The sequence below is a fragment of the Candidatus Brocadia sinica JPN1 genome, assembly GCF_000949635.1.
Lineage (GTDB): Bacteria > Planctomycetota > Brocadiia > Brocadiales > Brocadiaceae > Brocadia > Brocadia sinica.
In genome coordinates this window covers 1,264,540-1,285,918 of sequence record NZ_BAFN01000001.1, presented here as the reverse complement: position 1 = coordinate 1,285,918, position 21,379 = coordinate 1,264,540, and the positions used below count along the sequence as shown (strand labels likewise).

18 protein-coding genes and 1 pseudogene are annotated in these 21,379 nt (G+C 43.1%); 6 read left to right on the top strand and 13 right to left on the bottom strand.

All coding sequences use genetic code 11. The annotated features are described in order from the left end of the window. Positions 1 to 26: 26 nt before the first annotated feature. The 6 genes from BROSI_RS05795 to dapF all read right to left on the bottom strand — a co-directional run bounded on the left by BROSI_RS05795 (position 27) and on the right by dapF (position 6,315). Entirely contained in the window at positions 27 to 1,334 is a 1,308-nt protein-coding gene (locus BROSI_RS05795; protein ID WP_052562810.1) for a hypothetical protein, read from the bottom strand. Positions 1,335 to 1,418: 84 nt separating this feature from the next. Then, entirely contained in the window at positions 1,419 to 1,595 is a 177-nt protein-coding gene (locus tag BROSI_RS18975; RefSeq protein WP_200891701.1) for a hypothetical protein, read from the bottom strand. Between the two features lie 106 nt (positions 1,596 to 1,701). Next, a complete protein-coding gene (locus BROSI_RS05790) occupies positions 1,702 to 2,034 on the bottom strand; it encodes a helix-turn-helix domain-containing protein (protein WP_052562809.1) in 333 nt (110 codons plus the stop codon). A 19-nt stretch (positions 2,035 to 2,053) separates the two neighbouring features. Then, positions 2,054 to 2,197, bottom strand: a complete 144-nt coding sequence (locus BROSI_RS21265; protein ID WP_420886068.1) for a type II toxin-antitoxin system RelE/ParE family toxin — start codon at positions 2,195 to 2,197, stop codon at positions 2,054 to 2,056. A gap of 22 nt (positions 2,198 to 2,219) precedes the next feature. Beyond that, on the bottom strand, positions 2,220 to 5,396 hold the full coding sequence (locus tag BROSI_RS05785) for a helicase-related protein (RefSeq protein ID WP_200891700.1): 3,177 nt from the start codon (positions 5,394 to 5,396) through the stop codon (positions 2,220 to 2,222). A 79-nt stretch (positions 5,397 to 5,475) separates the two neighbouring features. Continuing rightward, a complete protein-coding gene (dapF, locus tag BROSI_RS05780) occupies positions 5,476 to 6,315 on the bottom strand; it encodes a diaminopimelate epimerase (RefSeq protein WP_052565673.1) in 840 nt (279 codons plus the stop codon). 334 nt (positions 6,316 to 6,649) lie between these two features. On the opposite strand from dapF, the gene BROSI_RS05770 reads away from it, so the two are divergent. Beyond that, complete coding sequence (locus BROSI_RS05770) at positions 6,650 to 7,636, top strand: glycosyltransferase family 2 protein (protein ID WP_052562807.1); 987 nt, start codon at positions 6,650 to 6,652, stop codon at positions 7,634 to 7,636. 198 nt (positions 7,637 to 7,834) lie between these two features. Here BROSI_RS05770 and BROSI_RS05765 read toward each other — a convergent pair whose 3' ends face one another. From BROSI_RS05765 to BROSI_RS05755, 3 genes are all read right to left on the bottom strand, one after another. Next, the gene (locus BROSI_RS05765) at positions 7,835 to 8,476 is read right to left on the bottom strand and encodes a DUF4145 domain-containing protein (protein ID WP_200891699.1); all 642 of its coding nucleotides are present in this window, start codon (positions 8,474 to 8,476) and stop codon (positions 7,835 to 7,837) included. A 76-nt stretch (positions 8,477 to 8,552) separates the two neighbouring features. Next, positions 8,553 to 9,509, bottom strand: a complete 957-nt coding sequence (locus tag BROSI_RS05760) for a DNA-methyltransferase (protein WP_102046786.1) — start codon at positions 9,507 to 9,509, stop codon at positions 8,553 to 8,555. Continuing rightward, positions 9,506 to 10,087: a hypothetical protein gene (locus BROSI_RS05755; protein ID WP_200891698.1), complete on the bottom strand. Its 582-nt coding sequence runs from the start codon at positions 10,085 to 10,087 to the stop codon at positions 9,506 to 9,508. The genes BROSI_RS05760 and BROSI_RS05755 overlap by 4 nt, the downstream gene beginning before the upstream one ends. Before the next feature lie 382 nt (positions 10,088 to 10,469). Between BROSI_RS05755 and BROSI_RS05750 the strand changes: the two genes are divergently transcribed. Next, the gene (locus BROSI_RS05750) at positions 10,470 to 11,699 is read left to right on the top strand and encodes an ISL3 family transposase (RefSeq protein ID WP_052562806.1); all 1,230 of its coding nucleotides are present in this window, start codon (positions 10,470 to 10,472) and stop codon (positions 11,697 to 11,699) included. Positions 11,700 to 11,820: 121 nt separating this feature from the next. Here BROSI_RS05750 and BROSI_RS20280 read toward each other — a convergent pair whose 3' ends face one another. From BROSI_RS20280 to BROSI_RS05740, 3 genes are all read right to left on the bottom strand, one after another. Next, on the bottom strand, positions 11,821 to 11,997 hold the full coding sequence (locus BROSI_RS20280) for a hypothetical protein (protein ID WP_164468390.1): 177 nt from the start codon (positions 11,995 to 11,997) through the stop codon (positions 11,821 to 11,823). A 298-nt stretch (positions 11,998 to 12,295) separates the two neighbouring features. Beyond that, positions 12,296 to 14,431, bottom strand: coding sequence for a glycine--tRNA ligase subunit beta (gene glyS / locus BROSI_RS05745; protein WP_052562805.1), 2,136 nt, complete (start codon positions 14,429 to 14,431; stop codon positions 12,296 to 12,298). A gap of 1 nt (position 14,432) precedes the next feature. Then, a complete protein-coding gene (locus BROSI_RS05740) occupies positions 14,433 to 15,731 on the bottom strand; it encodes a nucleotide sugar dehydrogenase (protein ID WP_052562804.1) in 1,299 nt (432 codons plus the stop codon). Positions 15,732 to 15,980: 249 nt separating this feature from the next. Here BROSI_RS05740 and BROSI_RS05730 point away from each other — a divergent pair, with 249 nt between their 5' ends. The 4 genes and pseudogenes from BROSI_RS05730 to BROSI_RS19760 all read left to right on the top strand — a co-directional run bounded on the left by BROSI_RS05730 (position 15,981) and on the right by BROSI_RS19760 (position 19,688). Further along, positions 15,981 to 16,925 (top strand): 3'-5' exoribonuclease YhaM family protein, encoded by a 945-nt coding sequence (locus BROSI_RS05730; RefSeq protein ID WP_052562802.1) that lies wholly within the window; start codon positions 15,981 to 15,983, stop codon positions 16,923 to 16,925. Positions 16,926 to 16,984: 59 nt separating this feature from the next. Beyond that, a pseudogene (locus tag BROSI_RS20740) lies at positions 16,985 to 17,344 on the top strand (four helix bundle protein). A 27-nt stretch (positions 17,345 to 17,371) separates the two neighbouring features. Continuing rightward, positions 17,372 to 19,564, top strand: coding sequence for a ribonuclease R (rnr, locus tag BROSI_RS05725; RefSeq protein ID WP_082059067.1), 2,193 nt, complete (start codon positions 17,372 to 17,374; stop codon positions 19,562 to 19,564). Next, positions 19,551 to 19,688, top strand: coding sequence for a hypothetical protein (locus tag BROSI_RS19760; RefSeq protein WP_162183222.1), 138 nt, complete (start codon positions 19,551 to 19,553; stop codon positions 19,686 to 19,688). The genes rnr and BROSI_RS19760 overlap by 14 nt, the downstream gene beginning before the upstream one ends. Before the next feature lie 235 nt (positions 19,689 to 19,923). Here BROSI_RS19760 and BROSI_RS05720 read toward each other — a convergent pair whose 3' ends face one another. Further along, positions 19,924 to 21,162: an IS110 family RNA-guided transposase gene (locus BROSI_RS05720; protein ID WP_052562801.1), complete on the bottom strand. Its 1,239-nt coding sequence runs from the start codon at positions 21,160 to 21,162 to the stop codon at positions 19,924 to 19,926. Positions 21,163 to 21,379 lie beyond the last annotated feature (217 nt).

Genomic DNA, 21,379 nt, shown 5'->3' with positions numbered 1-21,379 from the left:
AACAGATTGATAAGCCCTTTTGCCGTCTACTTCTTGTTTCCGGTACCAAATATTTCATTTAAATCAACTTCCTGTTCATCGCTGAAGAACAGGAAGTCGGGCACCTTTGCCTGCTTTTTAGGGTTTCTTGAAAATCCATCTACATATACAACTTTCCCTTCATCATTCGGCTTGTCGAGACAATCGAAAAGTCCGCCATTTAAGAAGGGGATGTCTTTGAACAGCTCGATAACCTCCTTTTCTTTTATCGAGAACTTGTCGGCATAGCGGAACAGATTTTTTACGCCATATTCGTTTTTGTTTTCTGAAAAAGAGCCTTCTCTGGCAAAGCCGCGTTCACCCATTTTTTGATTAAGTGTGCCGAAGAAAAGGTTTTGCAAAATAGCGTGATAATATACATTTGAGGTATTGTTTTTATTGAAGTCGTTCAGGATGGTGTTCAGGTAGTTTTTGTTGAACAGTAAGTCCGGAAGAAGTTCCTTCTCTTTTATAAACCAGATGAATATCAGTCTTGTAATTAAGCGTATGAGGTTAGTAGCATTGCGGATATCTTTTTTCTTTTCCAAATCACCGGGGAACTCCACATTGCCCATTGCCCAGAAATACCAGTTGGCAAGTTCCCTGAAGAAGCGTTTGTTGAGTTCGGAAGTGTCTAATGTCTTCTGCCAGGTATTGTGCAATTCTACGAAATTGGTGAAGCCGTGTTTGTTCTTTAGTCCATCAAATGAAAGGTCGAAGAGGATTTCGATGTGTGCTTGGTGGGTGACAGGTTCATTTTCCACCCCCGTCCTGCGGACACCCCCGCCAGCGGTGGATATGCGGATATCTTTAATCAAGGTGACCTTTTCCAGGACATCTTTTGATTTATCCCGTTTGTGTAAGCGTCTATTAATTACTGAAAGGGTTAGTGTGTTGCCGTGCTTGAACAGGATCATTACCGGCATGGGGAAAAGCTTATTTACCTCACGAGTAATTTGAGAAAGTCTTCCTCTGTCGTAGTGTTTGTTTTTCAATTCAATTGCCACGAAGGAGTATGATTGATATTCATTTGGGTTATATTGATTTACTGAGAAGAGTGATTTCTGACGGGTGATTTCTTCTTCGGTTAATTGGAATAGATAGTCAACGGATAGCCAGTTGTCGAAGAATGCCTTTTGCATATTTGCCGCTGGGTGTTTTGCAAATAAACCCCCAAATTCATCTTTGCCAATGGCTATTCTTTTATTGCTGCTATAGCCAAGTTCTTTGAATAAGGCAATGGCATTTTCAGCCAGGCTGCCTGTGGCAAAGGTAGTTATTTGTTGTTGGATTCTTTCTTTATGTTCTTTTGACATATTTAACGTTCAATCGGGCCGGATTCTACCATGTCTAAACAATATTTTTCCATAGGGTGCAAATTTATTTCTTTGCCCTTCGTGCTAAAAACGTGGAACTATCTCCATTGTGAAATCTGATTTCACCCTCCAGCACGTCTTTCCCCTTAACTCTAGCCCAGCCACTGCCACTGACCGGGTCACATTCATCATTTCCATATTAAAATAGTCCTCATCCCACATTTCCATTTCGTAGATATACCATGTTCCTATAAAGTTCATACATTTGCCTTCAACTTTCTCAGGTTCGAGTCATGCACGGACAAACAGAGTTTGTCCGTGCCACCCCAAAACCCACTACATTAAATTTCATATTTTATAGCCTCCCCTACATACATGCCAATTCCAGATGAAATCCTGGCTGATTTACTACCAGCTTCTTTTTTGTTATAGAGGCAATCTTTGCCAGTAATTCAATACTGGGCAGGCGATTGTCTTTTAACCCCTCAAGACGGCCTATCATGGGCTGACTTATGCCGAGGGCATCTGCGAGTTCTGATTGTGAGAGTCCCGCTTCTTCTCTGGCGATTTTAATTTGTCTTGCAATTGCAACCCTCAATCTGGCTCTGTCCAGCAGGATCTTAAATTCGTGGTCTTTTTCCTGCTTGTTAATGGCATCTTCAAGGCAATAAATATCTTTTCTGTGAGTATGGGTTTTCATAGAAATAACCTCCTAATATTTAATTTTCAAGTATATCTTTCATGCGACAAAGCGCAGTTTCAATTTCATGCTGCGGCGCCTTTTGGCTCTGCTTTTTATAGGCATGGAGGAGAACCATTGTGTTTTTTTCAATAACTACATAGAATATTCTGGTCTGCGAAATTTTGATCCCCCATAAAGGGCATTTATTTTATCACCAGCCACGTAATCAATTCAAAATCCGTTGTCTCTGACACCTGTGATTGCTGATCAGGTAATATGGCGTTTCTTCCTGATAATAAATGGTGCATTACTCTTTTCCTGTATGTGCTTACAATAGCATCCACAGCCTTTCCAAGCAGGTTGCTGTATGCCTTCATATTATTGCCATTGTCAGTCTGCTCGTCAAATAAACGGCACAAAGTCTCGTAAGGCACTGTTTTCCCGGTGCAGAGCAGGTGATACATGTCGAGTATTTGTTTTGGCCGGGTGAATGTATACCGTACAACGCCGTCGTCTCTCACATAGACCAGGAAGTATGGTTGTAAGGGGTTTACCTTCTCACAACCAGAGCTATCACCCTTTTGCCTTAAGCAAGAAATTACCCCCCTACTGATAAGGTCTTTTGCTATTTTATCTAATTTGGAATAATCTGCCAGATGGGTATTGTCACCGGACGGCGAAGGCACAACAGCATAGAGCCCCAGTGGGGCATCCTCTAATACCTGTCTATTTGCCTCTATGTATTTACTCAACTCAATTCTGAAATCATCTAAAGTAAATTCGTTCAGGGTAACGCTCTTACCCAGGTCTTCGAGGTCGAGCACTTCGTCCCTCAATCTTAGCAATTGCTTGTCCCTGTATTTTAAGTCATCTTTGATCAATTCCTTGATTGCCTCTGTGTTCAGGATATTATCCTCAGTGGTAGCTGCAATGTCCACCAGCGCCATGCGTGCTTCCACACGATTCTTGAGGTTGATATACTTGTTTAAATCGTCAGTAGGCCAGAAATTGACCAATTGGACTGCTTCGTTGATAGAGCCAATGCGGTCAATCCTTCCAAAGCGTTGAATTATTTTTACAGGGTTCCAGTGTATATCATAGTTGATAAGGTAATCACAATCCTGCAAATTCTGTCCTTCTGAAATACAATCAGTGGCGATTAAAATATCAATTTCAGCATCTTGCGGCATCGAAGCAATTTTGTTGCGTTTTTTGGAAACCGGCGAGAAATTTGTTAGTATATGGTTAAACTCAGATTGTCCTTTGTAACCCTTGGGCATAAAGGTTGTTCTGCAATTACTGGTACCGCCTGTTACTAAAGCTATATGCACCTTTAACTCACCGGAAATCCAATCTTTTAAGGCATCGTAGAGATATTCTGCCGTATCGGCAAAGGTGGTAAATACAATGATTTTTTTGTTAGGGTTTCTATCTCTGGTCAGGGTGGGGTTTTTAACTTTATTTTCAATAAGCTTTTTTAACTCTTTGAGCTTGACATCTCTTTCGATGGTTATACCCTGGGCGGTTGAATGTAAAATGCTTAACTGTGACTTGTCTTTTTGTAAATCGGTAAGCCATTCGTCTAATTTTAAATGCGCCAGTTTATAAATCAGCTTCTTACCAACTTCCATTGCCTCCTTTAATTCTTCATCTTCAATTTCGTCAATAGTTAAGTCGTCAAAGTCTAGTTCTGGATTTTCGCTTTGAAACTGCTTGAATCTTCTGATTCTATCCTCCAAATATTCAATTTTTTTGATAGTTCTATCCATCGTTATCTCAAATGACTTTATAGAACTCTCGAGTCTCTTCATGAAATTTACCTTTATCATACCAATTAAGTAATGCTTGCGTTCAGACTGCGTAAAAGGAAATAGCGAAAGTTGAGTGGTCTTTTTCGTTCCAGCCTTTTCTTCGTAGAAATCCTTATACTCCGCTTTTACATATTTTGAAGGGTTGAACAGGGAAAGCTGGTAATTGGATATCTCGTCATTGAGCTTGTCATAGGACATAAACCAGCCTTTTGTGTCTATCTGAGGAAAGATTGAAATAGGCTTTCCTCTCTCCGGAAACGACCCAATCTTGTTCATTTCCTCTTTGTAGTAAGTTTGGATATGTTTGCGGGAACGGGCAATGGTCAGTTCATCCAGCAGTTTGAAAAATGATGAGGGAAGCCTTTCCAACAGATCTTTTACGTTTCTTTCTGGGTTTTTCCTGTGGTCAGCCCAGTGTGTGAACTCACGCTGTGCTACCGCAATGGTCTCTTTCAGGCTATGGATGCCCATGGATTGTTTAAATGTGTCGTCTTTATCTTCCGTTATAAAGTAAATTTGGTTTCTTAAGTCGCGCAGATTTATATTGACGGGCGTTGCAGAGATTAACAAAACCTTTGTTTGTATCCCTTTTTTGATAATATCGCTCATTAACCGTTCGTAACGGCTTTTACGGATGATATTGTTATCTTCGTCTCTTTTTCCCTTCGTGTTATTGCGGAAATTGTGAGATTCGTCAATTACCACAAGGTCATAATTGCCCCAGTTTATGGTAGCAAGGTCAATATCTCCTGATCTGCCTCTATCCCTGCTCAAATCCGTATGGCATAACACGGTGTAATTAAATCTATCGTTTATAAAGGGATTCAGTTCACTGTTGATATGTGCCTGGTAAACAGTCCAGTTTTCCCGTAATTTTTTAGGACAGAGCACTAAAACCCTGTAATTGAGCAATTCGAAATATTTGATAATAGCCAATGCCTCATAGGTTTTACCCAGACCGACGCTATCTGCAATGATACACCCATAGTGTACGAGTATTTTGTTAATTGCGCCCTTAACACCGTCTTTCTGAAACCCAAATAATGTCTTCCAGATTTCTGTCTCAGTTAATTGGGTTTTTTCAGTAAACAATCCCTCTCTGGACTGATCTTCAAGGAGTTTTTCAAATATATGGTAAAGCGTCTTGTAATAGATAAATTCAGGACAGTGGTTTGTATAAAGCTGTTCTAAGTATGCCAGCACCTCATCTTTCACGTCTTCTACGATTTCGCCATTATTCCAGATTTCATAAAACCAGTCTTTCAGGTCATTTCTATCCCGTTTGCTGTCTACTTCAAGGTTTAATTCTATGTTATTATTTGAAGCTAACCCAAGTCCTTTTACGGTAAAGTTTGAACTCCCCATAATAGCCTCTTCTACGCCGTTATTATCAATGTGATATAACTTACCATGAAGTAGGTTTGTGTTGTTTATTGATTTTATATTGACCTTTTGTTTGATCCATTCGGCGCATTCTTTAGCAATCCTCTTTTGCTCTAGCCTATTGCTAAGTTTTATTTCTTCGTCTTCGATTTTAAAGGATTTTTTATCGGTTTTATTGGGATCCATAGCTTTAATAAATCTTGGCTCACCAAATAAGAAGTTCAAGTGTATTCATAGTAAATTTGACCTGAGAAAAGCAATGCCTTTATTTACTTATTGTCCATTCCCCGGTAAACACCTCCGTTGCCGGGCCTGTCATGTAGACATTGTCATCTCCTGCCCATTCCAGTTCTAAGTCGCCGCCCGGGAGATGGGCAAGGATTTTGCGCTCGATCTTTTTATTGAGGACACCAGCAACACAAACCGCCGAAGCACCTGTCCCGCAGGCCATCGTTATTCCTGAACCGCGTTCCCACGTCTTCATGGTGACCTCTTTGGGGTTATGGACGTGGACAAAGTGGACATTTGTCCGTTCTGGAAATACCCGATGTCTCTCAATTTCCGGACCGTATTTTTGTATATCGATCTTATTAAGATTATCAACAAAGATAACGCAATGGGGGTTTCCCATCGAGACACACGTAATCCGAAACGATACTTCTTTGTCAATTGCCAGGATTTCATCGATCACCTGGGTTTCTTTGCCGAGCATAGGAATTTCAGACCGCATGAGCCTGGGTTTTCCCATATTGACCCTTGCCTTAGATACCTTCCCATTTTCCGTGAAAACTTGAATCGTCTTAGTACCTGCAAGGGTCTCTACGGTGAGTGGATTCTTCTGGGTGATTTTGTGGTCATACACATACTTCGCAACGCATCGAATACCGTTACCGCACATCTGCGCCTCGCTGCCATCGGCATTAAAGATACGCATCCTGCAGTCCGCCACCTTCGATGGCAAAATGAGGATAAGCCCGTCAGACCCCACGCCAAAATGTCTGTCGCTTATGATTGGGGCTAATTTTGCCGGGTCTTTAACTTCCTCTTCAAAGCAGTTTATATAAACATAGTCATTGCCAATACCGTGCATTTTTGTAAATTTCATAGGAGTATCCCAAAGGGTTGTCATGTGTTTTTTAGAAGTTTTTACATTCTTTTATCATTGCTTATTTTACCTGTAATTTCAAACGATTCAAGTCAATGTTGTTATTATTTCGCTTTTCTAAATTCTCATAGTCTTTTATAATAACGAAATAGCTTTTACATACCACAACCAATCCCTGTTCAATACAGGGACAAGGTTGACCGCCCCTCAATCCCCTCCTTCGCAACCAGGAGATAAAGGGGGAGAAAAATACTTCTTTTAAAAAAAATTTCTTATTGGAAAAGGTAAAAAGAGGGAAAAACAAGATAACCTTCTCAGGGTATAATATTTTTAAATGCCAAAAATATCCGTCATTATTCCCAACTATAATGGCAGGCGGTTTCTGGAAGCCTGCCTGTCTTCTTTAAATAAACAGACCTATACTGATTTTGAAACGGTGCTCGTGGATGATGCGTCAACCGATGATTCCCTGTCCTTTGTTCAAACTCATTATCCACAGACAAGGATAATCGCGCTAAAAAAGAACGTTGGTTTTGCATCGGCCGTGAACGAAGGTATACGACAGGCAAGAGGACAATATATCGCCCTCCTCAACAACGATACAGAGACTGATAAAAACTGGCTCTTGGAATTGAATCAGGCGCTGGATTGTCACAGAGACGTTGGTTTTTGCGCCTCCCTCATGATTAATTACAACCATCGGAACCTTGTTGATTGTGCCGGGATCGGTTTTTCATCCTGGGGCAGGGCTTATAAAAGGGGCGAGGGAGAGGCTGTTGATTACTATAAACAGCCTTCATTCATCTTTGGCGCATCGGCTGGCGCAGCTATTTATCGCAAGGTGCTGTTTGAGAGGATCGGACTTTTTGACGAAGACTTCTGGGCATTTTTCGAGGACGTCGACCTGAGCTTCCGGGCGCAACTGGCAGGCTTTCAGTGTCTCTATGTTCCAATTGCCGTTGTTTATCACATCGGGACGGCCAGCCATAGCAGGAAGAGTTTGAAGCTTCATTATACAGGCTACCGCAACAAGCAATGGGTGATATTCAAGAATTATCCGGCTTACTACCTGTTCAAATATTATTTCAAATACGGTCTCAGCGAAATCAAGACCGTCCTGACAGACCTTAAAGATGGCTTTTTCTTATCTCCTTTCATTGCCAATTGGCTTATTTATAAAAACATTCCGAAACTATTCAGAAAACGAATGGAAGTCCAGAGATTGAGGTCGGTGAGTATCCAGTATCTGGATAGCATTATTGATAAGTCTCATGACAAACTAAATAAAAGAAGTGTTACGATCACAAAGAAGAATTTTTAAAGATTAAAAATAAATACGACACGCTAAATCACAAATCAAGATATAACTCTTTTTCTTTTTAATAACAACATCATCCAAATAAGTTGCTTGTTCATGATTTCCTCCAGTTCCACCAAGAGCCTAGCGCCTCATATCAGCCGAACGCAAAAGCAGATCGCAGCGGCGCTTTTGTGGATCGGCTGGATGTGCTGTTGTGCATTATTTGTCTCGTTCCTCAATACCCCTAAGTTTATCAGCGGGTAATCCATTATAGATTTCATCGATTTCTCGTGGTTCGGTTAGCATCTTTTGAGCAATAAAATTAACCAGACGAAATAACTGATTAGCTGTATCACGGTTATCCTTTAGGTCTATAGTTCCAGGATGCACGGCTTCGTTACCAATCACTCGGACGCTATCAAGTGCCTCCTGAACCTTTGGTGGCAAGCCCGCCGCTACCAGGGCTTTAATATCAGAATTAATGTTCTTCCCAGGTTGACCTAGATGAGCACATAATTTTTGAATAGCTAATCTCAATAATGCAGCCGCACCTCTTGGAGATAAATTCACTATCGCTCTTGCTTCTTCATAATCTTCAACTATCTCTTCGGGTAAATCTTGGTTTGGAGGCTCTGCTGACATATTGAGGGGAAAAATAATTGATTCACCATGCCATATGGTTGGAAAGCCACAGTGTTCGCAATATGAAACCATAAAGCGCTCATCTTGCTTTTGTCCTCCGAAACCATCTGGCTGCGTTGAACCTTGCATGTAATACCAATGTTGCTTTGTATATACATGGCAGTTAACACAATTGAAAGCGTCAGCTTCCAGACTTGGTGCGATATACTTTCCTTTCAATTTACTCTCCGATTTCTTCAATTTGCATAACGCTATGATGTGCCGCCCGAGGTACGAGGGTCGGCCTACCAACTCGTTAGACCGCCTTGATCTTCAGAAACAAGGGCAACTGTGCCTGAACCGGCTTCGCGGCCGGTTTGCCGTACGCGGCTTGCGGGGAGACTTCTGTGACCGCAAATCGCAGCCGCGAATCCTCGACGTACTCGGGGCACACATCGACCGAAATCCAGCGACGCTTCATGGACTCGGCGACGAATCCTGTCGTGTTGGACCCAGCGAACGGATCGAGTACAAGGTCGTCCGGGTCCGTCAGGAAGTTGATGAAGAACCTAGGCAACTCAGCAGGGAACCTAGCCGGGTGAATCCTCCGTCCGTGTTCTTTCAGCAGGGCAAGGTAGTTGCTGTTGCTCTCGTTGTTGCCGCAGGCGATCAGGTTGCCGGGAATCGATCCGCCCTTGTCTTGGGCGAAAGACTCCTTGATGTTGTGTCCGGAAGGCCGAGTAGTGGCTTTCACCCCTCGGTCTATCAGTCTCAGCATGTCCTTGCTGTACGCTTGCAGCACTCGTCTGTTGTTGGCTTTAGGATTGGGCGTCTTACCCAGCCAATAGATGTACTCGACACTGTCCTTCACCCGTATCCGACGCACGTTCACCCATTCGGCGGGTGCCGGCATCTTCGCCGGGTTGTACCAGAAGAACTCCTGGCAGAGCGAGAAGTCAATTTCGTCACACAAATGGAGGAGAAGTCGGAAGTGGTATAAAGACCGAGTGGGGTTTCCGGGCGTCCACGTTCCCCCGATGTTCAGAACGAAACTGCCCGTTGGTTTGAGTACCCGTCTGATCTCTTCAGCGAAGGGAGAGAACCAGTTGATGTAGTTCGCTTGGTCAGCGTTGCCGTATTCCTTCTTGAAATGTAGCGCATAGGGTGGAGAAGTGATCACCAAGTCGATGGAGTTCGGCGGCATATCCCGCATCAGCGCCAGCGAATCTGCGCAGTAGGCGTTGCCGTAAACCGTGGAGTAAGCGGGTTTCATCGCGCTAATCCCTCCAAGAGCGAACCAAGATCGGGATACCATGGGGGGCGGACGTCGCCTCCCGGAAGGGGGACAGGGTGCATGACGGCCATCTTGTTTTTGTGCTTCGAGTGGCGAGCCAGGTGCTTGCTTTGAATGAACATGAACTGGTGCCAATCATGGGTCTTCTTGCCCATGCAGACGGCAAGTATCTCGAACTGGTCGTACCCGTAGAAACGACTGCTCCTGTCACCCTTCGACGCGCGTGTCTTCTGTGTTTCGACCTTGTAGGCTGTGACTTCACCGCCCTGACGGTAGGCCTCCTCGGAATCCCGGACATTCTTGCACTCTACCCGGAGAGCATCGGTCCACCCAGGCAGCCAGAGTGAGTAGTCTGGGTATCCGTCTTGGTCGTGAACCTCGAAGCGCTCGATGATGCCTGCGTCCTTTAATGCCTGTATATGCTTGCCAAGGTGGACTTCTGCGACCGCACCCTCAAGGGTTACCTTCGCTCGGAAGCGACGGTTGATCGCATCCAGGATTTCATCCTTGAACAGCCCATACTCCCGTTCAAGTTCGTGCAGTTGTGCTTCAGTCATGGTCTTCCTTCTCGTCTAACAAAGTTATTAACAAGTTTTCTTCAATTTGACAAATAGTGCAGCGTAAGTCAAGAAATAATTGACATAAATATTGACATATAAAATTCTCACTACTACAATTCTAACTTGTTAACATTACAAATTGAGTGATATCAAGAAAACAGGATAAGTATTCATGCTCAATATCCCTGCCGCTTTATTCACTGAATACAGCATACAGTTGAATAAAAAATTTAGGTTCATTCGTAAAAAAGTTGAAGACAGGAAAATATAAGTAGGGAAGATAGGGTAAAAGATGAGAGTAAAAGGATAGCATCGAATTTCATCCGTATGTAATATGGTTTTATGAGAGATAAGATCATACTACACGAGGAGAAATTCGATGCGGTTAGATACTATCACAGAATTATTACGAATTCCAGGATTTAAAGTAACGCATATGATATCCAGCACGGAAAGCAGTATAGAGTTTTTATTGGAGCAAGAGGAAGAAAGAGCGAGTGTATGTTCAGGTTGCGGTAAAGTGCACAATACGGCAGTGCATAGTGTGGGAAGAATAACAGTAGAAGACCTACCGATGAGTGGTAGGAGGGTATATTTGCACGTACCGAAGAGGAAATCGATGTGCCTTGAAGATGGGAGTATTCGGGTAGAGGAGCACGAGTGGATAAGGGGGAGATTTACGAAGCGTTTTGTGGAACAGGTGTATCGACTGACCTCAATAACGACAAATAAGGAAGCAGGATGGTTTCTTGGAATAGACGATGAGACGGTGTACCGGATAGATAAGGAGATGTTAGAGGAGTTATCACTGGAGAGAATTGAGAAAGTGAAGGCGCCGCGTCATATGAGTGTGGATGAGGTTGCATGGCAGAAGTGGCACAAGTATGTTACCAATGTTGTTGATGTGGAAAAGCGCAAGGTGATTTGGAATCACGATGGGCGGGGCAAGACAACGCTGGATAAATTTTATCGTAAGATAGGCAAGGAAGGTTGTAAGAGGATAAAGGCAGTGGCAAGTGATGGAGCAAAGGGTTTTCTTACGTCTACGAAAGAGCATTTGAAGAATGCCTTGATAGTATTGGATCATTTTCATGTAAAGAAGTATCTCAATGAGGCAGTAGATGCGGTAAGGAAGGAAGAACTCAGAAAAGCCAGGCAACAAAACCAGGAAGACTTGAGTCGAATTCTTCATTGCAACAAGAGGTTTATATTGATGCAAAATAAGGTTACAAATAAGCAGAAGGATATTTTAGATAAACTCTCAACGCTCAATGAGAAGGTATATAAGGCAATGCTTTTAAAGGAGCAGTTTCTTTCTCTTTATGTAGCAAGTAATCGAAGGGTAGCATATGCAAATCTGAGGGCGTGGATAGGGACAGCAATAAGGTCTGGGATAGCATCATTTGTAGAGCTAGGATACAAATTTTTCCGGAAGAGGCATTATGTTCTGAACTATTTTGTTTGCAAAATAACGTCCGCTATATCAGAAGGAATCAATAACAAAATAAAGAGGTTCAAGCGCATGGCATACGGTTATCGAGACGTCAAATACTTCTTACTCAAGATTCATCAACATTGCGGACTTCTTGACCCTAAGCTTTCAACTTAAATACGAAAGACACAAAATTTGTATCATAATTTGTACTAATTTTGTGCTAAAATTAACCCAAAAGGATAGAATTAATTGAAATGAATGAAATCGTCACGGTATGTTATACAAGAGATTTCCCCTATTTCTTGCGGTAAACGTTCAGACCGATCTTTTCTTCGCGATTAGGGATGGTGACGTTTCCTTCCGTTGATGCGACAATGATGTTCTTGCCGGACGAAGAGGGGCCGAATTCTTTCGATAGGTCTATCTTTATGGTAAGCATGTTTCCTTCTACAGAAAATTCTACGTTTTTCATATACGAAACCTCGCTCTCTTAAAAGAATGAATAGTTTTATAATAAAATAGGCCTTCGGCTACTTTTCCAGAGTAGAGCGAACTTCAGTTCGCTTACTCTACAATCGCAACTTTGAAATTTCTTGACAGTCAAGCTGGGCACGAACACGGACAAACAAAGTTTGTCCGTGCCACCCTGAAACTCGTTTGAATAAAATGAAAATTCCTATACGATAAATTTAACCTGAAAATTTTATCATCAAAACAGAACAAAAGTCATAATCAATTTACCAGTAACATGTCTTTGGAATCAAACTCCCCTAAGATTTTTCTCCGGACATGTCCATTTGAGAAAGGTCAGCTATCTTTCCGGAGTATAATTCGTTGATCGACTTGATAAGCAACAACCGGTTGTTCCGAACGGCTTCATCTTCAACGTTTACGAATACCCGGTCAAAGAAGATATGGACGGGTTTGGCAAAGACCTCATAGTACGTATGGGAGGCTTCTTCGTATTTTTTTTCATCTACCTGTTTCCGGATGGCCGTCTCATTCCCTTTAAAAATCTCCAACAATTTGTGTTCTTCGGCTTCAGTAAACAGGCGTTCATTTACTGATCCACTGCTATTTGCCTTTTTACCGATGTTAAATGTCCTTTCGACAACGGTAACCAGATCCGGCCACCACTCCTCTTTTGAGACATTCGATAAGGCCTTTAACCTTTGGAAAAAATCGTAGATGTCGTCAAATCCAACATCGGCATTCAAGACGGCATTTACCAGGTCGTAGCGATGTCCCCTTTCAACGTTTATGTGGAATAATCGGTCTCTGAAAAACTCTTTTATATCCGGTATTAACTTATTGAGTATTTCCGGATAATAGTGAGATTCTCTTTGTGGAAACATGGGAAGCAAGCTTAATGACTTGGAAAGCACTTCCCTGAATTCCAGGGCAAATCCATGCTCTTCTATAATACGGATAATACCATAGGCATGTCGTCGTAAGGAATAAGGGTCCTGTGAACCGGTCGGGGTTAATTCCAGGGTAAAACAACTGGATATCGTATCAAACTTGTCGGCCAAACCCACAATAGCCCCAACCTTTGATTTGGGGATATTATCAGTAGCAAAGCGGGGCATATAATGCTCGGCAATCGCTAAGGCAACGGATGGTTCTTCGCCGTCCCATTCGGCATACTCCCTTCCCATAATTCCCTGTAACGACGGGAATTCACCTACCATCTGAGTGAGGAGGTCTGCCTTACATAAGAGCGCAGCACGTTTCACTAACGCATCAGCTTCTATCGGTAACTGATTAAAAGCAATTAATCGGTGTGATATATACTCGGAGAGTTTAATAATCCTGTCTGTTCTGTCACGATAATTCCCCAACTTTTCAAGGAAGGCAAGGTTCTTTAAATCTTCCACCCGTTTTCCCAAGGGAACTTTTCTGTCCTCTTTCCAGAAAAACCGGGCGTCAGAGAGTCGCGCCCTCAATACACGTTCATTACCCTGAACGGCAGTATCGGCATTATTTTCGTCGCGGTTAAGCGCCGCTATAAATTTATTGAAAAGCTTACCATCTTTTTTCTTTATGGGGAAATATCTCTGGTGTTCCTTCATAGCCGTTTCTATGACATTGGCAGGGATATCCAGGAATTCTTTATCAAAATTGCATTCAATGGCATTGGGGTATTCCACCAGGTTGGTTACTTCATCCAGCAACTCTTCATCGTCAATGGTTGTGCCATAGGGTACCATGAGTTGAGTTATCTTCGTCCTCAGCGCCTCACGCCGCTCAGTCATATCGACTACAACCTTCTCCAGCTTTAGTAACCGCTTATATAAGTCCCAATCTGCCTGAGAAACTTCAATTCTTTTGCCGGATAAGAAAGGATGCCCGGAGACAAATCTGTCTGCCTTAATCCCATTGATTTCCATAGGAACAACCTTATCCCCAAAGAGTGCAAGGAGGGAACGTATGGGACGGGCAAAGAACAAATTATTCCCCTTCCATTTCATCGACTTTGGAAATGAGATGTTTTTGAGAATCTCAGTAAGAATCTCGGGCAAAATATGTAAAGTCTCTTGCCCCTCTACCTTTTTGATCGCAAAACAATATTCCCCTTTAGCAGTCTTTTTTGTTTGGAGGTTATGTATATCCACACCCTGAGACCTGGCAAAACCCAGACCTGCCTTTGTGGGATTTCCAGCCTTATCAAAGGCAATTGATGCGGCAGGTCCCTGGATTTCTTCCGTGACACTTTCCTGCTTTTGTGGCAGACCCTTTACAAACATGGTCAATCTCCTGGGCGTACCTGTACAATAAAGAGACTGCATCTCTAAACGGTGTTTTTTTGCATATTCTGTAAACAATGCTTCCATCTGGTTAAGTGCAGGAGTAATGTAGCTGGCGGGAATCTCTTCCGTGCCGATTTCAAAAAGCAGGTCAGTCATGTTAGAGTCGCACGATATGTTTCTTGTTAATACCTTTTAAGGCATTGCGGGTATCGACAATCAGTTTAGAGTTGGACACAATCAGGTTATAATCAAAGTTGCTGTGGTCTGTCACGATCACAGAACAATCGACCTTAGACAAGACCTCTTTAGAAAGGGGTTTTGACTTGATACTGAGTTTCTGGTAATTAATCTCGGGAATATAAGGGTCGGTATATGTTATCCTGGCGCCCTTTGACCGTAAGATATTCATAATTTCAAGGGCAGGTGATTCCCGAAGATCATCCACGTCCTTCTTATACGCAACACCCAGGATATGGATATTGGAGCCCTTTACGCTTTTTTCTACATCGTTTAATGCATCCGTAATCTTTTCCACAACAAATTCAGGCATAGAGCTGTTTATCTGGTCTGCAAGTGCAATGAATCGCAATTCAAAACCGTTCTTTTTAGCAACCCAGGAAAGATAGAGTGGATCGATGGGGATACAATGTCCCCCCAGACCGGGACCCGGGTAAAATGACATAAAACCAAAGGGTTTTGTCTTTGCAGCGTCGATAACTTCCCATACATCGATACTCAGTCTTTCCGACATGATGGCAATTTCGTTGACTAATGCAATATTGACATTCCGGAAGGTATTTTCAAGGAGTTTTACCATCTCTGCCACCTTCGGAGACGAAACGGGTATGATCGTCTCAATAATATGGCCATATAAACAACTCGCCAATTCCGTACATTGCTGGGTTACACCCCCGATTACCTTGGGAATGTTTTTTACTGAATACCGCTTGTTACCGGGATCGATACGCTCCGGAGAAAAGGCAAGATAGAAGTCTTTACCGACCTTTAGACCCCCTTCCTCTAACATCGGTAATACCAGTTCCTCCGTCGTACCCGGATATGTGGTGCTTTCCAAGATGAAGAGCTGTTCCTTATGCATGTAATTCTTCACTTCCTGGCCCACATTGATGATATACGACATGTCGGGGTCTTTTGTCTTTGTCAGCGGTGTCGGAACACAGATACTCATAGCATCAAGGGTTGATAAGACACTGACATCGTCAGTTACACACAAAAGACCTTTTTCGATAAATTGTGCGATATCTTCACTTTTTACATCGATTACATATGAAGCGCCTTTGTTAAGGGACTCGACACGCTCTTTGTTTTTATCGATCCCTGTTACGCAATATCCGCTTCGCACAAATTCAAGCGCAAGGGGGAGTCCTACGTAACCGAGTCCAATGACACCTATTTTCGCCTTCTTTGTTTTAATTTTTTCTAGTAAATCACCCATGCATTTACCGTATTACCCTTATGGGGAAAGTTTTTTTACCCTTTTTCTGTCCCTTTGCAAAGTGGGAAAGAGAGGGAGGCTTTTGGTTGCGGCAGTGCTGAGCTATGAATCAGCAAACAGTATCTTTAAAAAGATTGCAAATATTCCACCAAATATTAATCAGTTGAACATCGTATTGCAATAAAAAAATGCAGGATAACCACTTATACTCCTTGACATTGATTCATTACTTGCGTAAAATCCGTACAAATGTCCAGAAAATATATATCCAGCTTAAAAACCGGTGAGGTTGTGGAAGACGTATTTCTTGTCTTGAAAAAAGAAGTCAAGGAAACAAGGGAAAAAAAGCCGTATCTCAACCTGCAACTGGCCGACAAATCCGGCTCTATTGAAGCACGGAAATGGGATGCGGCACCCCAACTTTGCGACAGCTTCAATAAAGATGCGTTCATAAAGATAAAAGGTGTCGTCGAGACCTTCAACAACACCCTGCAAATCCGCATTAACGAAATTTTCCCTATCGCAGAAGCACAAGTGCAGATGGCAGAATTCATACCGAGCACGGAAAAAGATATTTCTGTGATGATGAATGAACTCAAACAGATTATCAAAACGGTTCAAGACCCCTATCTTTCAAAACTCCTGTATGCATTTTTTGCAGATGAATCCTTTTGTAAGATGTTTTCCACCGCACCGGCTGCTACACAATACCACCATGCCTTTTTAGGGGGATTATTGGAGCATATCCTTTCCGTTGCCAAGTTGGCAATCAGCTTTTCAAATCAGTATCCAACAATAAAAAGAGATTTGTTACTTACGGGTGTCATCTTACATGATATCGGAAAAACACGGGAATTGTCCTATGAACGTAGTTTCCAATATACCGATGAGGGACAACTTACCGGGCACCTCATCTCGGGTGTCCTTATGGTCTATGAAAAGGTCCAAAAAATAGATGGGTTTCCCCCGGAACTGCTCAATGTCCTTTTCCACCTCATATTAAGCCATCACGGGGAATATGAATGGGGTTCTCCGGTAAAGCCAGGCACACCCGAGGCTATTGCCCTGCACCACCTGGACAATCTGGATGCAAAGGTGCATGCTGCAACAAAGGCAATAACCGAGCATAAAGACACAACCAGCTCGTGGACTGAATACGTTAAGATGTTTGAACGGAGGCTGTATAAAAAATAGCAGAATATTTTAGATTTACGATTTATGAATTACGATTTATGATCGTTAATTAAAAGAGCATGGATAAAGTTCAATTACAAAACAGAACAAAAAACTTCGCGATCAGGGTTTTTAAAATAGTCGAAAAGCTGCCTAGGTCAAGAGGAATTGAAGTAGTTGCGAATCAATTTATAAAAGCATCTACCTCTATTGCTGCTAATTACAGAGCAGTATGAAGAGCTAAATCAAAAGCAGATTTTATTAATAAACTGAAAATTGTGGAAGAAGAATCAGACGAGTCTCTTTTTTGGCTTGAATTTATCGTAGACTTAGAACTTATGGATAAAAAATTATTAGAAGGGTTAATTAAAGAAGCAAACGAATTCGTAGCTATCTTTACTGCCGCAGTAAAGACTTCAAAAACAAATTATAAATCGTAATTCATAAATCGTAAATCTAAAATTACCATGATCAACCCTGTCGATATCCTCAGATTCATTCACAGCAAAAAATACAGCCCCATGACGGCCGCTGAACTGGCAGAGCATTTTGAGATCAGTGATGCAGAATACCGGCAGTTCTGTAACCTTTTGCAGGAGTTGGAGTTTTCCGGTGAGATTGTAAAGATCAAGCAAAAACAGTATGCTGATCCGGAAAAGGTGCACTTGTTGGTGGGCGCCCTGGAATGCAATCCGCGGGGATTTGGCTTCGTTGTCCCGGTCAAAGAAGGCAGCGGGGAAGACATTTATGTCAGCGAAGAAGACATGGGTTCCGCCATGCACGGAGACCTCGTGGTTGTCCGACTTCCCACAAAAGTCCAGATCCCCGGAAAATGGAAAGAAAAGAGGCGAAGCGCATCAGGACAAATCGTTAACGTGATAAAACGCGTAAATGAACTCGTGGTGGGCACCTTCGAAAAAACAAAACGGCTGCGCTTTGTTGCCCCCGACGACCCCAGATTATTCAGGGACATCTACGTTGCAGAAGAAGTTTCAATGGGCGCACAACCCGGTGACAAAGTGGTCGCTCGAATCACCGTATGGCCATCAAGGCATCTCAACCCGGAGGGAGAGGTTACAGAAGTTTTGGGGAAGGAAGGAGACCCCAGGGTTGATCGCCGTTCCATTATTTATCAATTCAAACTTCCTCACGTCTTTGGCCAAAGGGTGATGAAAGAGATGAAGCATGTACCTCATGCTGTTTCAGAAAAAGAAATCCATGACAGGTTCGACTTGCGTAACAAGCTCATTATTACTATCGACCCGGAAGATGCCAAAGATTTTGACGACGCAGTGTCCCTTGAAAAGGATGGGAATGGAGATTGGCGTCTAGGGGTACACGTAGCAGATGTTTCATACTACGTAAAACCTGACACGGCGGTTGACAAAGAGGCTCGTTTTCGGGGTACTAGTGTCTATTTGCCCGGTGAAGTCATTCCTATGTTGCCAGAATTTTTGTCAAACAATATCTGCAGCCTGAAAGAAGGAGAAGACCGGCTCACCAAGAGTGTTTTTATGACCCTTGATCGCAAAGGGTATCTTGTCAAAGCGGAGATTAGACATTCTGTTATTCATGTTACCAGGCGTCTGACGTATAATCAGGCTACTGCCATCCTCAATAATGAAACAGATATAGACATATCTGACGAAGCGGTAAGCATGCTACGCAACATGGCGTACCTTGCCGGAGTGCTTTTTAAAAACCGGCTGGATCGGGGCGCTCTGGAACTGGATCTCCCTGAAATTTCCTTAAAATTAGACGAACACGGTTACGTTAAAGACGTCGAAAAGATCGAAAGGGATATCTCACATAAATTAATAGAAGAATTTATGCTTTTGGCAAATGAAATGGTGGCAACGTTCATGTATGAAAAAAAGATGCCGCTATTGTGTCGTATCCATCCGGAACCAGAAGAAGATGATATGCGGGAATTTGCGGAGTTTATCCGTGGACTGGAACACACCAGGATAGACCCTTTCAAAAGCAGGCACCTGCAGTCGTTACTCGACAAGTTGCGCGGAAGGCCTGAGGCATACACCGTAAATCTCGTACTCCTGAAATCAATGAAACAGGCGGTTTATTCAGCGGGTGAAGGAAGGCACTTTGCGCTTGCGCTGGATCACTATACACACTTTACCTCCCCCATCCGCCGCTATCCAGACCTGCTTGTCCATAGGATTTTAGACCAATATTTTTCAGGCGAGTTGTCGTCTCCTTCAGTGCATGATACATGGATGAATTGTTTACTCGATTGGGCAGGACATTGCTCTATGACTGAACGCAGAGCAGATGAGGTAGAACGTGAAATTACCAAACTAAAACTACTTCGGCACCTTGAACATGAGGTTGGAAAAATCTTCGATGGTGTCATTACCGGTGTCCAGGAGTTCGGTTTCTTTGTCCAATTAAATAGGTACCTGCTGGAGGGACTCGTCCACATCCGCACCCTGTCAGATGATATCTATCAGGTAGACAAAAAAACCATGGCCCTTGTTGGCGCTCGCCGAAGGAAGATGTATCGCATCGGAGAAGTTGTAAGGGTAAAGATCTATAAGATCGATTTTTTAAAAAGAGAAATTGATTTTATACACTGTGGCAATTACGAGGAAAGAGCAAAACATGGAAAGGGACGGAAGATCGCTGAAGATGCTAGAGAATGAACATCCGTTGCAGCCCGGATATTTGCCCGCCTGCCTTATCGAGGTCTTTGTCGATGGGCTTCAGAAGGAAGAAGATTGTATTGGGAGAATACCTGTAATGATTTGTCGACAGGTATTGATTTAAAAGAGAAGGTTGTCGGAGGAAGTATACTGGGGAGCGATACGTTTATCAAATGGGTAAGGGACACATTTTATCAGCGAAATCACGTGAGTATGGTGTCCCCGGAATCTAAACTTTCGCAAGGTTACAGCGGCTCTAAGAATTCGTTATTCCCATACCAATGAACTTTCACTGGTTCGAAAATTTATTGATAAAACATTTACATAACCATAAATGTTGATACAAGATGGGACTATTATTAGGCGACTTCTTTTAAAGGCTCTAAAGTAACTTTATGTCCTAGTTTTTCAAGACGTTTAACAAGGTAACGTTTCAAGTTTTCAGAATTGAGATGGTCGAAGTAATTGTTTCCTAACTCATGGTATGATACTCTGTGTTTCAGCATATGATAAACTATAGTAAGGATTGTATGACCAACGGCAACAATTGCTCGTTTCTTCCCGCGTCGGGATGCAAGCCTTCGGTACTGGGCGGAGAGATAAGTGTTTTTGGTATGGCTGGCAGCCCAGGTGGATTGATTCAGGGTTCTGCGAAGCCATCGGTTGCCTTTTGGCGTAGCGCCACTTTTCCTTTTGCCAGCGCTTTCATTGTTGCCAGGACACATCCCTGCCCACGATGCCAAATGCTCAGCGGAAGGGAACTGAGCCATATTGTTGCCAATTTCGGCTATAAGATTCTCGGCGGTACGTTGTTCAACACCGGGGATGCCCTTCAACAACTCCACCGATTCCTCAAAAGGGCGCATGACTTCCTCTATTCTATCATCCAATCGTTTGACCAGAGATTCAAGGTATTCCCACTGGTCAAGCAACGTTTCCAACATAAACCGGTGATGCCCGGTCACCCGCCCTTCGAGGGCAAGCTTCAGTTGGGGTATCTTTTCCCGCAAACGTCTCTGAGCAAGATTGGCCAATACCTTCGGGTCTTCCTGGCCGGATATTATCGCTTTCAACATCGTGCGGCCAGATACCCCCATAACGTCAGTCGCAACCGATGCCAATTTAATATTGGCATCTTCCAGCGTCTTTTGGATCCGATTCGCTACGGCAGCCCGTTCTCCAATTACTTTGGCCCGATGCCGTGTCAAATCACGCAATTCCCGGATAGGCGTGGAAGACACAAAACTCGGATTCAAGAGTCCGTGTTGAAGCAATTGCGCAATCCATTCGCAGTCCTTCATGTCTGTTTTCCGTCCAGGAACCTGCTTGATGTGTCTTGCATTCACCAGCAATACAGTAAATCCCCCTTCCAAGATATTCCAGATAGGTTTCCAATATACCCCGGTGGACTCCATCGCCACATGGGTTACCCCCTCACTGGCCATCCAGTCGGACAACGCAAGCAACTCCTTCGTTACGGTCAAATACGTCCGTTTCTCTGTGTGGCACTTGCCATCACTGCCGATCTTTCTCAGGCACGCTACCACCTTTTCCTTGTGGACATCCAGCCCACAACAACATTTATTAATGATATCCATCACAACCTCCTTTCTTTTGTTACGCACAACGGAAGACATTGCTTTCGTTTTGATTCTGGTTCGCGTGCTCTTTGCTTTACCAAAGAATTCCTGTCACGTCTGGCTACAGTTTCTGGTTCCACGCAATGTCCAAGTCAGACTCACTCTCGGGCTCTACGCTCCACTGAAAAATCGACTTTATTCCGCTGCAAAATAAAAAAGGAGTATAATACAACAA

What these genes read in the sequence shown, in the direction of transcription:
- BROSI_RS05795 (WP_052562810.1), bottom strand. Translation starts at nt 1,334, where the DNA reads ATGTCAAAAGAACATAAAGAAAGAATCCAACAACAAATAACTACCTTT.
- BROSI_RS18975 (WP_200891701.1), bottom strand. Translation starts at nt 1,595, where the DNA reads ATGAACTTTATAGGAACATGGTATATCTACGAAATGGAAATGTGGGAT.
- BROSI_RS05790 (WP_052562809.1), bottom strand. Translation starts at nt 2,034, where the DNA reads ATGAAAACCCATACTCACAGAAAAGATATTTATTGCCTTGAAGATGCC.
- BROSI_RS05785 (WP_200891700.1), bottom strand. Translation starts at nt 5,396, where the DNA reads ATGGATCCCAATAAAACCGATAAAAAATCCTTTAAAATCGAAGACGAA.
- dapF (WP_052565673.1), bottom strand. Translation starts at nt 6,315, where the DNA reads ATGAAATTTACAAAAATGCACGGTATTGGCAATGACTATGTTTATATA.
- BROSI_RS05770 (WP_052562807.1), top strand. Translation starts at nt 6,650, where the DNA reads ATGCCAAAAATATCCGTCATTATTCCCAACTATAATGGCAGGCGGTTT.
- BROSI_RS05760 (WP_102046786.1), bottom strand. Translation starts at nt 9,509, where the DNA reads ATGAAACCCGCTTACTCCACGGTTTACGGCAACGCCTACTGCGCAGAT.
- BROSI_RS05755 (WP_200891698.1), bottom strand. Translation starts at nt 10,087, where the DNA reads ATGACTGAAGCACAACTGCACGAACTTGAACGGGAGTATGGGCTGTTC.
- BROSI_RS05750 (WP_052562806.1), top strand. Translation starts at nt 10,470, where the DNA reads ATGCGGTTAGATACTATCACAGAATTATTACGAATTCCAGGATTTAAA.
- BROSI_RS20280 (WP_164468390.1), bottom strand. Translation starts at nt 11,997, where the DNA reads ATGAAAAACGTAGAATTTTCTGTAGAAGGAAACATGCTTACCATAAAG.
- glyS (WP_052562805.1), bottom strand. Translation starts at nt 14,431, where the DNA reads ATGACTGACCTGCTTTTTGAAATCGGCACGGAAGAGATTCCCGCCAGC.
- BROSI_RS05740 (WP_052562804.1), bottom strand. Translation starts at nt 15,731, where the DNA reads ATGGGTGATTTACTAGAAAAAATTAAAACAAAGAAGGCGAAAATAGGT.
- BROSI_RS05730 (WP_052562802.1), top strand. Translation starts at nt 15,981, where the DNA reads ATGTCCAGAAAATATATATCCAGCTTAAAAACCGGTGAGGTTGTGGAA.
- rnr (WP_082059067.1), top strand. Translation starts at nt 17,372, where the DNA reads ATGATCAACCCTGTCGATATCCTCAGATTCATTCACAGCAAAAAATAC.
- BROSI_RS19760 (WP_162183222.1), top strand. Translation starts at nt 19,551, where the DNA reads ATGCTAGAGAATGAACATCCGTTGCAGCCCGGATATTTGCCCGCCTGC.
- BROSI_RS05720 (WP_052562801.1), bottom strand. Translation starts at nt 21,162, where the DNA reads ATGGATATCATTAATAAATGTTGTTGTGGGCTGGATGTCCACAAGGAA.